The organism is Crenalkalicoccus roseus (genome assembly GCF_004761865.1).
GTDB classification, from domain to species: domain Bacteria; phylum Pseudomonadota; class Alphaproteobacteria; order Acetobacterales; family Acetobacteraceae; genus Crenalkalicoccus; species Crenalkalicoccus roseus.
The window spans coordinates 1-11,906 of record NZ_SJDM01000040.1 but is presented as its reverse complement, the minus strand read 5'-3'; the positions used below and the strand labels follow the sequence as shown (position 1 = coordinate 11,906).

Genomic DNA, 11,906 nt, shown 5'->3' with positions numbered 1-11,906 from the left:
ATCGTCTCAGACCCGCTCGATGTTCTGGGTGCCGAACAGCCCGTAGGGCTTGATCAGCAGGATCAGGATCAGGGCGTAGAAGGGGGCGATGGCGTACATGTTGCCCCAGTGCAGCCACTCCGCGTCCAGGTACTGCGCCCAGTTCTCCAGCACCCCGACGATGATGCCGCCCAGCACCGCGCCGACGATGGAGTCGAGCCCGCCCAGGATCACCGCCGGGAACACCTTGATGCCGTAGAAGGACAGCGCCGAGGAGACGCCGTTCACCACGCCCACCACCACGCCCGCGACCGCCGAGACCACGGCCGAGATCGCCCAGGCCATGGCGAAGACCCGCGGGACGGAGACGCCGAGGGACTGCGCCACCTGCTGGTCGAAGGCGGTGGCACGCATCGCCAGCCCGTGGCGGGAGAAGGTGAAGAACCACCAGAAGCCGAGCATGATGAGCACGGAGATGGCGAGGCTCAGCAGGTAGACGCTCTGCACCTCCAGCCCGAGCACGGTGACGCGCTCGGTGGTGAAGATCGGCGGGAAGGGCTGGGCGAAGACGCCGAACATCCACTTCATCAGCGCCTGGAAGAAGATGCCGAGGCCGATCGTCGCCATGATGACGCTGATCACCGGCTCGCCGATCAGCGGCCGCAGCACCACCACCTGCAGCACGACGCCGAACACGGTCATGAACGCCAGGGTGACCAGGAAGCCGGCCCAGAAGGGAAGCTGCCAGCTCGTCAGCAGCCACCAGCAGACCCAGGCGCCGACCAGCAGGAACTCGCCCTGGGCGAAGTTCACCACCTGCGACGCCTTGTAGATCAGCACGAAGCTCATCGCGACGACGCCGTAGAGGGCGCCGACGATCAGCCCGTTCAGCGTGAGCTGCAGCAGCAGCGACCAGTCCATCGCCTCCCCCCTATTCCGCTGCCATCGGCAGTTCGGCGCGCTCCTCCATGGAGACCACGCGCAGCGTGGTGCGGATGCGCTGCCTGGTGCCGTCCTGGAAGGTGATGGTGGTGTCCACCGGAATGGCGCGGTCGCCGCGGTAGATCGCCTCGATGATGTCGCCGTACTTCCGTCCGATCACGCCGCGCCGCACCTTGCGCGTGCGCGTCAGCTCCTCGTCGTCGGCATCGAGCTCCTTGTAGAGCAGCACGAAGTCGCGGATGCGCTGCGGCTCGGGCAGGGTGGCGTTCACCTTCGCCACCTCCGCCTTCAGCAGCTCCAGCACCGGCTCCTTGGCCGAGAGGTCGCTGTAGGTGGTGAAGGCGATGCGGTTGCGCTCCGCCCACTTGCTCACGATCGAGAAGCGGATGCAGATCATGGCGGCGAGGTGCGGCCTGCCGTCGCCCAGCACCACCGCCTCCGCCACGTAGGGGCTGAATTTCAGCTTGTTCTCGATGTACTGCGGCGAGAAGCGGTCGCCGCGGCTGGTGGTGGCGATGTCCTTGATGCGGTCGATCACCACCAGGTGCCCGGCCTTGTCGAAGTAGCCGGCATCGCCCGTGTGCAGCCAGCCGTCCCGCAGATCCGGGTTCTCCGCCACGCCGAGATAGCCCGAGAACATGTTGGGGTGGCGCGTGACGATCTCGCCGACGCCGTTCTGGTCCGGATTGTCTATGCGGATCTCGATGCTGTTGTCGAAGGGCACGCCCACCGTGTCGAAATTCACGTCGTCCGGCCGGTGCAGCGTGTAGGCGCCGAGCAGCTCGGTCTGGCCGTAGAGCTGGCGCAGCGGCACGCCCATGGCGAGGAAGAAGCGGAAGGTGTCGGGCCCGAGCGCCGCCCCGCCGGTCGCCGCCGAGCGCAGCCTGGTGAAGCCGAGGCGGTCGCGCAGCGCGCGGAACAGGAGCTGGTCCGCGAGGGTGGAGCGCCCGCCCCTGTCCAGCGCCTCCAGCCCCAGCCTCATGCCGAGGTCGAACATCCGCCGCTTGAAAGGCGTGGCGTCCATCACCTTGGCGCGCACATCGGCCGCCAGCGCCTCCCACACCCGGGGCGCGAAGAGCACGAAGGTCGGGCCGATCTCGCGGAAATCGGCCATCATCGTCTCCGGCTCCTCGACGAAGTTGACTTTCATGCGCGCGATCAGCCCCCAGCCGAGCACGTAGACCTGCTCCATGATCCAGGGCAGCGGCAGGACGGAGACGTACTCGTCCTCCGGGCCCTTGGGATCGGCCTTGAGGTAGCACTCGCAGTGGCGGATCAGCGCCCGCCCCGTGAGCATGGCGAGCTTCGGCCGCGCCGTGGTGCCGGAGGTGGTGCAGAGGATCGCCACCTGCTCGCCGTCCGTCGCGCGCACCATGCGCTCCCAGGCGCCGGGGTCGGCCTGGTGCGCCGCCTCGCCCGCCTTCACCAGCTCCGCCGCCGGCAGCAGCCGCGGGTCGCGGTGCTTGCGCATGCCGCGCGGGTCGGAATAGATGATGTGGCGCAGCGTCGGCACGCGCTCGGAGATGTTGAGCAGCTTGTCCACCTGCTCCTCGTCCTCGGCGAACACCGCGCTGGCGCCGGCGAACTCCAGCAGGTAGGCCACCTCGTCGTCCAGCGCGTCGCGGTAGATGCCGAGGGACCGGGCGCCGACCGCGTGCGCGGCGATCTCGCCCATCACCCAGTCCGGCCGGTTGTCGCCGATCAGCCCCACCACGTCGCCGGCGCCGATCCCAAGCCCCTTCAGCCCGAGCGCGAAGGCGCGGGTGCGCGCCTCGTACTCCGCCCAGGTGACGCTGCGCCAGATGCCGAACTCCTTCTCGCGCAGCGCCACCTCCCCGCCATGGGCGCGGGCGTTGCGGAGCAGCAGCTTGGGCAGCGTGTCGGCCTCGCCGCCGGCCCGGACGGGTTCCGCCGCCGCGCTCATGGCGCCACGGGCTCCGTCGCCTCGGGGGCTTCGCTCACCACCTCGTCGGCCTCGCCGAGATAGGCGCGCTTCACGTGCTCGTCGGCCAGCACCGCCTCCGGCGCGCCCTCGGCGATCTTCTTGCCGAAATCCAGCACCATGACGCGATGGGAGATGTCCATCACCACGCCCATGTCGTGCTCGATCATCAGGACGGTCATGCCCCACTCCTCGTTCAGGTCGAGGATGTAGCGGGCCATGTCCTCCTTCTCCTCTAGGTTCATGCCCGCCATCGGCTCGTCGAGCAGGATCAGCTTCGGGCGCAGCGCCACGGCGCGCGCGAGTTCGACGCGCTTGCGCAGCCCGTAGGGCAGCGTGCCGGCGACCGCCTTGCGCACGTGCTGGATCTCGAGGAAGTCGATGATCTCCTCGACCTCGCGCCGGTGCGCGATCTCCTCCCGCTGCGCGCCGCCGAACCAGTAGAGCATGCCGGTCAGGAAGCCGTGCCTGAGCAGGTGGTGGCGCCCGACCATGATGTTGTCGAGCACCGTCATGTGGCCGAACAGCGCCAGGTTCTGGAAGGTGCGGCCGATGCCGATCGCGGCGCGGCGGTTGGTGCGCAGCCGCGTGATGTCGCGGCCCTCGAAGCGGATCCGCCCCTCGGTCGGGCGGTAGCGGCCGGAGATGCAGTTGACCATGGAGGTCTTGCCGGCGCCGTTCGGGCCGATGATGGAGAAGATCTCGCCCCGCCGCACGCTGAAGGAGACGTCGGTCAGGGCCCGCACCCCGCCGAAGCGCAGCGAGACGCGCTCGGCCTCCAGGATCGGCGCTTCCTCTCCCATGCGACTGCGCTCCGCGCCCTCGCCCTGCCCGGCATGTGGGGCGGAAGCGGGGCCTGCGCCAGCCCCGCGCGGATCAGGCGGCATGGCGCGCCTCCCGCAGCGCGGCATGGGACGGATGCGCCGCCGGGGCCGGCGCCCGGCGGAAATTCCCTTGGCGGATCGGATGCGGCCCTGTCGCCACGCGCCGTGCCCTCCCTTGCGGGGACATGGCTGCCCCGCTTGAAAACGAACATACGTTAGTTTCCGGGTTGACCGCAAGCCCCTTCCTGCGGGACCCTCCGCGGGCGGAGGGGAAGAGCATGGCGCGCATCTCGGGCTCGAACGGCGCCCGCACCGCCGCCGCGATCCGCAGCAGCGCCCGCGGGCTGATCTACCGCCACGGCTACGCGGCGATGAACCTGCGCGAGCTCGCGACGGAAGTCGGAATCAGTCCGGGCTCGCTCTACAACCACATCACGACGAAGCAGGGCCTGCTCTTCGACCTGATCGCGGAGCACATGGCCGCGCTGCTCGCCGAGACCGACGCCGCCCTCGCCGCCGCCGGGCCCGATCCCATGGCGCGGCTGCGCGCCTTCATCGCCCACCACCTGCTCTACCATTTCGAGAGGAGGCAGGAGGTATTCATCGCCAATTTCGAGCTGCGCTCGCTGGAGCCGCCGAACCATGCCCGCGTGGTGGCGATGCGGCGCAGCTACGAGGGCAGGCTGATCGCGCTGCTCGATGCCGGCGTCGCCACGGGCGAGCTCGACATCCCCGACACCCATGTCGCGGCCTATGCGATCCTGGCGATGCTCACCGGAGTGTGCACCTGGTACCGGCCGGACGGGCGGCTCTCGAAGGAGGAGCTGGTGGCGCTGCACACCAGGCTCGTGCTGGACGGCGTGCGCCGGCACCGCGGGGAGGCCGCGGCGCGGGCGGCGCCGCCCGCCCGGCCGGCCGCGAAGGCGCAGGGCAAGCGCGCCCGCGCCAAGACGCCGCTCAGCCCCCGGCGCCGCGGAGGCTGAGCGCCAGCGCCGGGTCGTCGGTGGCGATCGCGTCCATCCCGAGCGCGAAGGCGCGCCGGATGCTCTCCGCATGGTCCGTGCCCCAGGCGCTGACGCCAAGCCCCTCGCCGCGCAGCGCCGCCACCGAGGCCTCGTCCCATTCCGCGATCGGAAGGCCGAGTTCCTCCCCCCCGCAGGCGCGGCAAAGCCCCGCCGCCAGCGCGGCACCCATGCCGCGCCAGGCCCGCGCCTCCATCAGCAGCACGCGGCGGAGAAACCCGCCGAGCGCGGCGGCCCCGGCCACGGTCGCGGGCTGGAAGCTCATCAGCACGGTGCGCCCGCGCAGGCCATGCCCGTCCAGCACCTCCGCGCAGCGGCGCAGGATGCCCGGATAGGGCCGCCCCGCCGCGTCCGCCTTGATCTCGAGGCGCAGCACCCGCCCCGCCGCGGCCACCAGCGCCGCCGCCTCGGCCAGCGTCGGCACCGCCTCCCCGCCCGTGCCCTTCAGCCGCACGCCGCGCAGCTCCGCCAGGCCGCGCGCCGCCACCGGCCCCGCGGCATCCGTGGTGCGGTCGAGCGTCGCGTCGTGGATCACCACCACCTCCCCGTCGGCGGAGAGGTGGACGTCGAGCTCGAGCTGCTCGGCCGGCAGCGCCAGGGCGTTGCGGAAGGCGAGCAGGCTGTTCTCGGGCCAGAGGAAGGCGCCGCCGCGGTGGCTGGCGATCTCGGTCGGGAGCATGGCGGCAACCCTACCGGCGCCGCGGCCGGCCGCGAAGGGATCAGCCCTCCAGCAGCCAGACGGAGAACAGCCGCTCCGGGTCGGTCCACATCCGCCCCGCCCGCCAGCCCGCCGCCCCGGCCAGGGCGCGCAGCCGCTCGGGGCGGTATTTGTGGCTGTTCTCGGTGTGGATCGTCTCCCCCGCCGCGAAGCGGATGGTGCGCCCGCCGAGGCGCACCGCCTGCGCCCGCAGCGAGACGAGGTGCATCTCCACCCGCTCCGCCGCGGCGTTCCACACCGCGCGGTGGCGGAAGCCGGCGGGGTCGAAATCCGCCCCCGCCTCCCGGTTCAGCCGCGCCAGCAGGTTGAGGTTGAAGGCGGCGGTGACGCCCGCGGCGTCGTCATAGGCGGCTTCCAGCACCGCGCGGTCCTTCACGAGGTCGGCGCCGAGCAGCATCCGCGCCCCCGGCCCCAGCGCGGCGCGGCTGCGCCGGAGGAAGCCCGCCGCCTCCTCCGGCTCGAAATTGCCGATGGTGGAGCCGGGGAAGAAGCCGAGCCGCGCCTCCCGCGCCGGGCGGCCCGGCAGGGCGAAGGGGCGGCTGAAATCCGCCACCACCGCCCGCACCGGCAGGCCGGGGAAGGCGGCGGCGACGCGGGAGGCCGCGGCCTCCAGCCATTCCGGGGCGATGTCCACCGGCAGGTAGGCGGCCGGCCGCGCCAGCGCCCCGAGCAGCAGCACCGCCTTCACCCCGTCGCCCGGGCCGAACTCCACCACCGTCGCTTCCGGCCCCACCGCCTTCGCGATCTCCGCCCCGCACTCGCCCAGGATCCGCATCTCGGTCCGGGTCGGGTAGTATTCCGGCAGGCGGGTGATCGCCTCGAACAGCCGCGCCCCTTCGGCGTCGTAGAGCCATTTGCAGGGCAGCGTCTTGCGCGGGGCGGAGAGCCCCGCCAGCGCGTCGGCGAGCAGGGCCGCGCCCGCCTCCGGCGGGGCGAGGCGGCCGGCCTCGGCGCGGGGGCGCGGGGCGGCGCCGATCACGCCGCGTCCTCCGCCAGGCGCAGCCCGCTGAACTGCCAGCGGCTGCCGGGCGGGAAGAAATTGCGGTAGGTCGGCCGCGTGTGCCCGGGCGGCGTGGCCAGGGAGCCGCCGCGCAGCACCATCTGGTTGACCATGAACTTGCCGTTGTACTCGCCGACCGCGCCCTCCCAGGGGCGGAAGCCGGGATAGGGGCGGTAGGCGCTGCCGGTCCACTGCCAGGCGACGCCCTCCACCTCGGCGAGCAGGCCGCGCGCCGCCGCGGCCTCCCATTCCTGCTCGGTCGGCAGCCGCTTCCCGGCCCAGCGGGCGAAGGCATCGGCCTCGTACCAGCTCACATGCCGCACCGGTGCCGCCGGATCCAGCGGGCGCAGGCCGCCGGGGCCGAACTGCGCCCAGGCGCCGTCGCGCCGCTCCCAGTAGAGCGGCGCCTCCCACCCCTCCGCCTCGCGGGCGGCCCAGCCGTCGCTCATCCACAGGGTCGGCTCGCGGTAGCCGCCCGCCTCCATGAAGGCGAGCCATTCGCCGTTGCTCACCAGCCGGTCGGCGATGCGGTAGGGGGCGAGCAGGGCGCGGTGCCGCGGCCCCTCGTTGTCGAAGGCGAAGCCACGCCCGTCATGGCCGATCTCCACCACCCCCTCCGGGCCATCCCGCAGCCGTGCCGGGCCAGGCGCCGCGGCGGGCTCCGTCCAGGCGGGATCGTAGGCGGGGCGGAGCGGGTTGGCGGAAAGCGCGTGCAGGATGTCGGTCAGCAGCAGCTCCTGGTGCTGTTCCTCGTGCTGCAGGCCGAGCTCGACCAGCGGCAGCGCCTCCGGCGGCGGATCGCGCAGCAGCGCCGCCATCGCCTCGTCCACCCTTGCGCGATACTCCGCCACCTCGGCGCAGGAGGGGCGGGTGAGCATGCCGCGCCGGGGCCGGGCATGACGCGGCCCGGCGGCCACGTAGTAGGAGTTGAAGAGGAAGGCATATTCCTCCCGCACGCGCCGGTAGCCCGGCAGGTGGGGCAGCAGCAGGAAGGTCTCGAAGAACCAGGTGGTGTGGGCGCGGTGCCACTTGGTGGGGCTGGCATCCGGCATGGACTGCACCGTCTGGTCCTCGGGCGAGAGCGGCGCCGCCAGGGCTTCGGTGCGGGCGCGCACCGCGCGGTAGCGCTCGGCCAGAACCTCGGGGCTGGCACCCCGGCCGGCCGGGTGAATGGCGTTCATGCGTCCCCCTTCTCCGATGCGGCGCCCGGGGAGAAAGCCGTCCCCGCCGTGACGGTTGCGCGGCCATGCCCCCGGCAGATGCGCCCCCGGGCCGGGATGCCAACCACCCGCCCGGCCGGCCGCCCTAACGGGCACGGGTTTGTGTGGTGCATGCGGGCGCCGCCGCGCGGATGGTGCGCCGCCCCGCGCAACCCCTGATCCAAGGATCCGCACCCTGCCGCGCCTTCGCCTGCCCTCATCCCGGTCCCCGGCCTGGGTCCTCGTCGAGACCGGGACCGGCGCGGTCGTCTCCTTCCTTTCGCTGATGCTGATCGCCCGGGCCATCGGGCCGGAGGCGGCGGGCACGGGAGCCATCGCCATCGCGGCCTTCCTGCTGGCGGACTTGGCCGGGGCCGCCCTGTTCACGGATGCGGTGGTGCAGCGCCGGGGCCTCTCCCGCCTGGAGGCGCGCAGCGCCGTCACCGCGCAGGTGCTGGCCGGGCTCGCCGGCGCGGCGGTGCTGGCGGCGCTGGCGCCGGTGATCGCCCGGCAGGTCGGGGTGCCGGAGGTGCAGCCGCTGATCCTGACCCTGGCCGGGCTGCTGCCCTTCTCCGCCTTCTCCGGCGCCGTCTCCGGGCTGGTGCTGCGGGAGGGGCGCTACCTGCTGCTGGCGCTGCGGGCCCTGATCGGCCTGCCGCTGGCCCTTGCCGCCGGGCTTGCGGTGGCACAGGCGGGGCATGGCCCTTGGGCCATGGTGGCGCATCAGATGACGGCGACGCTGCTCGTCTTCCTGCTGCTCCTGACCCTGGCTCGGCAGCGGCTGCGGCCGCGCCTCTCCCTCCGTGCCCTTGGCGTGCTGTGGCCGGTGGCGGGGCCGCAGGTGCTCTCGGTGATCGTGCAGGCGGGCCGCTATCGGCTGTTCGTCCTGGCGCTCGGCACGGTGGTGGCGGAGGCGGTGGTGGCGGTGAGCAACGTCGCCTTCCGCCTGGTGGACGCGGTGCTGGCCGTGGTCTGGACCGCGACACCGCGCATCGCCCTGCCGCGCTTTTCCGCGCTGCAGCACGACCGCAAGGCGCTGGCCGAGGCCTATGGCGACGTTGCCGAGCTGCAGGCGCTGATCGGCATGCCGATCGCCACCGGGGTGGCGCTGATCGCGCCCGACCTCGTACAGGCGCTGCTCGGCCCGGTCTGGGCCCCGGCGGCGGAGGCGGCGCGCGTGGTAGGGCTGGTCGCCGTCGCTTCCTTCGCCTATGGGGATGCGGGCAGCCTGTTCGTGGCGCTGGGCAAGGCGCGGCGCAACCTGCTGGTGGCGGGCATCGCCATGGCGATGCCGCTCCTGGCGCTGCTCCTCCTCCGCCCCGAGAGCCCGATCGGCGTCGCCTGGTGCTGGGCGGCAAGCACCCTGGTCATCGCACCCTTCGTCACCTTCCTGGCGCTGCGGGAGATCCGCCGCTCGCCGCTCTGGCTGCTCGGCCGCATCGCGCCGGCCCTGGCGGCGACAGGGGTGATGGCGGTGGCGGTGCTGCTGCTGCGCGAGGAGCTCGCCCTGCCGCCGCTGCCGCGGCTGGCCGCGGCGGCGCTGGCCGGGGCGCTGGTCTTCGCGCTGGTCGCCTGGCTCGCGATCGGCCGCCGGGTGCCACGGGCGCTGCGCCCCCTGCCCGCGGCGGCGGAGTAGGCCCCCGGGCGGATCGCAAACCGCCGGGAACGCGACTCCGCTCTACAAACAAGGGACTAGGGCCGTTTCCGCGTTCACAGCCGAGTGGAAACGGCTCTAGGCTGACGAACGGACGCGCAGATGGCCGACCCCGCCCCCGCCCCGACCCGCCGCCTCCGCCTGCTGCGCTGGGCGCTGCTCGGCCTTGCCCTGGTGCTGCTGCTGCCGGTGGCCGCGCTCGCCCTGTTCCTCGCCACCTTCGACGCCGAGGCGCAGAAGCCCCGCCTCGAGGCGGCGGCGGAGCAGGCGACGGGGCGCGACGTCGCCATCGCCGGGCCGGTCGGGGTGAAGCTCTCCCTCGTCCCCACCCTTACCCTGGGCGATGTCTCCCTTGCGAATGTCGAGGGCGGGTCGCGGCCGGAGATGCTGCGGGTGCGGCAGGTGGAGGTGCAGCTCGCCCTGCTGCCCCTGCTGTCGCGCCGGGTGGAGGTGCGGCGCTTGGTGCTGGACGGCCCCGACCTGCTGCTCGAGACCGGCGCCGGCGGCCGGCCGAACTGGGTCTTCGCCCCGGATCCCGGCCCGGCCGCGGCGCCCCCGGCCGCGCCGCCGCCCGCCCCGGCGGCGGAGGCGCCGCCCGCCCGCTCCCTCGCCGTCAGCGTGGACCGCCTGCTGCTGCGGGAGGGCGTGGTCACCTGGCGCGGCGAGGGGGCGCCGCTGACCCTCGGCATCCGGCGGCTGGAGGCGGCGGCGCGCGCCCCCGGCGGCCCGCTGCGGCTGGAGGGGGATCTCGCGCTGCAGGACATGCCCCTCGCCCTGGCTGGGGAGGTCGGCCCGCTCGCCGCCCTGACCGCGCCGGACGGGGCGCCCTGGCCGCTCGCCCTGGCGCTGGAGGCCGAGGGCGCGCGCCTCGCCGCCGAGGGGGAGGTGGCGCGGCCGGCGCTCCGCCAGGGCTACCGTCTCGCGCTTTCGGCGCGGGTGCCGGACCTCGCCCGCTTCGCCCGGCTGGTGCCCGACATCCCGCTGCCGCCGCTGCGCGGGATGGAGGCCGCCGCGGTGCTGGCCGATGCCGGCGGCGGCGCCCCCGCCCTCTCCGGCATCCGCCTCTCGGTCGGGGAGAGCGACCTCAACGCCCTGCATCCCGGCCTGCGCCTCCTCCGCCTCGCCGCCAGCCTGCCGGCGCCCGACCAGCCAGTGGCGCTGGAGGCGGAGGCGCGGGTGGGGGAGGCGCCGCTCGCCCTCTCCGGCACGCTCGGCCCGCCGGCGCCGCTGCTCGCGGGCGGCCGCCCGGCGCAGCCCTGGCCGGTGGCGCTGATGGCGCAGGCGGCGGGCGCGACCGCCACGGTGGAGGGCGGCATCGCCGATCCCCGCGCCCTCGCCGGGGTGGATCTGGCGCTGGCGCTGCGCGTGCCCGACCTTGCCGCCCTGTCGCCGCTGCTCGGCGCGCCCCTGCCGCCGCTGCGCGACCTCTCGGCCGAGGCGCGGCTCGCCGAGCGCGGCCCCGGCTTCGAGGGTGGGGCCATCCTGCGCGGCCTGCGCGCCGCCGCCCCGGCGGCGGGCGACGTGGCGGGGGAGCTCACCTACGTCATCGGCGTCCGGCCGGGTGTGACGGGGCGGCTTTCCTCGCGCCGCCTCGACCTCGACACGCTGCGCGCTGCCGTGGCGCCCGCCCCGGCGGCGCCCGCCCCGGCGGCGCCGGCCGCGCCGCCACCCCGCGACGGGCGGCTGATCCCCGACCTGCCGCTGCCGCTCGAGGCGCTGCGCGTGTTCGACGCCGACCTTCGCCTGGTGGCGGCGGAGCTGCTGGCCGGCGGCGCCACCTATCGCGAGGTGTCGGCGCATCTGGTGGTGCAGGATGGCAGGGGGCGGCTCGACCCGCTGGCCGCCACGCTGCCGGGCGGGCCGGTGACGCTGCGCGCCGCTGCCGACATCACTGCCGACCCGCCCGCGGTGCAGCTCGCCGCCCGCTCCGACCGGCTCGACCTCGCGCCGCTGCTCGCCGCCCTGGGCGGGCCGCAGGGCGTCACCGGGCGGCTGGAGCTCGACCTCGACCTGCGCGGGCGGGGCCGGGACCTGCGCGCCGCCGCCGCCACCGCGCAGGGCCATCTCGGCCTCGCGGTGACCGAGGCGCGGCTGCCGCCGGCGCTTCTGGAAGCCCTGCTCGCCGAGCTGCGCCGGCAGGTTCCGGCGGTGGCGCAGCTCGCGGCTCAGCCCCTCGCCATCGCCTGCCTCGCCGCGCGGCTGGAGGCCGAGCAGGGGGTGGCGCGGCCGCGGACGCTGTTCGCCGACACCAGCCTCGGCCGGGTGGCGGGGGAGGGCGCGATCAGCCTGCGCGACGAGAGCCTGGCGCTGCGGCTGAACACCGATCTGCGCCTGCCGGTGCCGGGCCTCGGCCCCGGGGGGCTGCGCATCCGCGCCCCGGTGCCGCTGACCGGCACGCTGGCGGCGCCGCGGCCGGAATGGGGCGCGCTGGCCGGCAGCGCCCTCGCGGGGGAGGCGGCGAACCTCGCCGAACGCCAGCTCGGGGCCGCGGCGGGGCAGATCCTCGGCCAGCTCGGCGGCGCGCTGGGCGGGCGGGAACCGGCGGGGGGGCTGCCGGATTGCGCCTCGGCGCTGCGCATCGCGCGCGGCGGGCGGGAGGGGCCGGTGCCGGCCTCCGCCGCGCCGG

General features: G+C 74.5%; 9 protein-coding genes. 3 read left to right on the top strand and 6 right to left on the bottom strand.

Annotation, left to right across the window (positions count from 1 at the left end):
• Nucleotides 1-6 precede the first annotated feature (6 nt).
• Genes ET526_RS17305 through ET526_RS17295 form a run of 3 tightly spaced genes read right to left on the bottom strand, consistent with a single transcriptional unit; the run spans nt 7 to nt 3,666 of the window.
• Nucleotides 7-900, bottom strand: a complete 894-nt coding sequence (locus ET526_RS17305) for a branched-chain amino acid ABC transporter permease (protein WP_135469378.1) — start codon at nt 898-900, stop codon at nt 7-9.
• 10 nt (nt 901-910) lie between these two features.
• On the bottom strand, nt 911-2,845 hold the full coding sequence (locus ET526_RS17300; RefSeq protein WP_135469376.1) for a long-chain fatty acid--CoA ligase: 1,935 nt from the start codon (nt 2,843-2,845) through the stop codon (nt 911-913).
• Nucleotides 2,842-3,666 carry an ABC transporter ATP-binding protein gene (locus tag ET526_RS17295; RefSeq protein ID WP_135469374.1) on the bottom strand — a complete coding sequence of 275 codons (825 nt, stop codon included), beginning with the start codon at nt 3,664-3,666 and terminating at the stop codon, nt 2,842-2,844. Before ET526_RS17295 ends, ET526_RS17300 begins: the two co-directional genes overlap by 4 nt.
• Nucleotides 3,667-3,965: 299 nt before the next feature.
• Here ET526_RS17295 and ET526_RS17290 point away from each other — a divergent pair, with 299 nt between their 5' ends.
• The gene (locus ET526_RS17290; protein WP_135469372.1) at nt 3,966-4,670 is read left to right on the top strand and encodes a TetR/AcrR family transcriptional regulator; all 705 of its coding nucleotides are present in this window, start codon (nt 3,966-3,968) and stop codon (nt 4,668-4,670) included.
• On the opposite strand, the gene ET526_RS17285 is transcribed toward ET526_RS17290, so the two are convergent.
• Genes ET526_RS17285 through egtB form a run of 3 tightly spaced genes read right to left on the bottom strand, consistent with a single transcriptional unit; the run spans nt 4,645 to nt 7,608 of the window.
• Complete coding sequence (locus ET526_RS17285) at nt 4,645-5,388, bottom strand: glycerophosphodiester phosphodiesterase family protein (RefSeq protein ID WP_135469370.1); 744 nt, start codon at nt 5,386-5,388, stop codon at nt 4,645-4,647. The two genes, ET526_RS17290 and ET526_RS17285, sit on opposite strands and share 26 nt — an antisense overlap.
• 40 nt (nt 5,389-5,428) lie before the next feature.
• Nucleotides 5,429-6,406 carry an L-histidine N(alpha)-methyltransferase gene (gene egtD, locus ET526_RS17280; protein ID WP_240048450.1) on the bottom strand — a complete coding sequence of 326 codons (978 nt, stop codon included), beginning with the start codon at nt 6,404-6,406 and terminating at the stop codon, nt 5,429-5,431.
• Nucleotides 6,403-7,608, bottom strand: a complete 1,206-nt coding sequence (gene egtB / locus ET526_RS17275; RefSeq protein WP_135469368.1) for an ergothioneine biosynthesis protein EgtB — start codon at nt 7,606-7,608, stop codon at nt 6,403-6,405. The genes egtD and egtB overlap by 4 nt, the downstream gene beginning before the upstream one ends.
• A gap of 304 nt (nt 7,609-7,912) precedes the next feature.
• Here egtB and ET526_RS17270 point away from each other — a divergent pair, with 304 nt between their 5' ends.
• Together ET526_RS17270 and ET526_RS17265 are read left to right on the top strand one after the other, a co-directional pair.
• Entirely contained in the window at nt 7,913-9,262 is a 1,350-nt protein-coding gene (locus tag ET526_RS17270) for an oligosaccharide flippase family protein (protein WP_135469366.1), read from the top strand.
• 120 nt (nt 9,263-9,382) lie between these two features.
• On the top strand, nt 9,383-11,906 hold a 2,524-nt coding region (locus ET526_RS17265), incomplete at its 3' end, for an AsmA family protein (RefSeq protein ID WP_135469364.1).

Coding starts and splice junctions, on each gene's coding strand:
- ET526_RS17290 (WP_135469372.1), top strand. CDS start 3,966: ATGGCGCGCATCTCGGGCTCGAACGGCGCCCGCACCGCCGCCGCGATC.
- ET526_RS17305 (WP_135469378.1), bottom strand. CDS start 900: ATGGACTGGTCGCTGCTGCTGCAGCTCACGCTGAACGGGCTGATCGTC.
- ET526_RS17300 (WP_135469376.1), bottom strand. CDS start 2,845: ATGAGCGCGGCGGCGGAACCCGTCCGGGCCGGCGGCGAGGCCGACACG.
- egtB (WP_135469368.1), bottom strand. CDS start 7,608: ATGAACGCCATTCACCCGGCCGGCCGGGGTGCCAGCCCCGAGGTTCTG.
- ET526_RS17295 (WP_135469374.1), bottom strand. CDS start 3,666: ATGGGAGAGGAAGCGCCGATCCTGGAGGCCGAGCGCGTCTCGCTGCGC.
- ET526_RS17285 (WP_135469370.1), bottom strand. CDS start 5,388: ATGCTCCCGACCGAGATCGCCAGCCACCGCGGCGGCGCCTTCCTCTGG.
- ET526_RS17270 (WP_135469366.1), top strand. CDS start 7,913: ATGCTGATCGCCCGGGCCATCGGGCCGGAGGCGGCGGGCACGGGAGCC.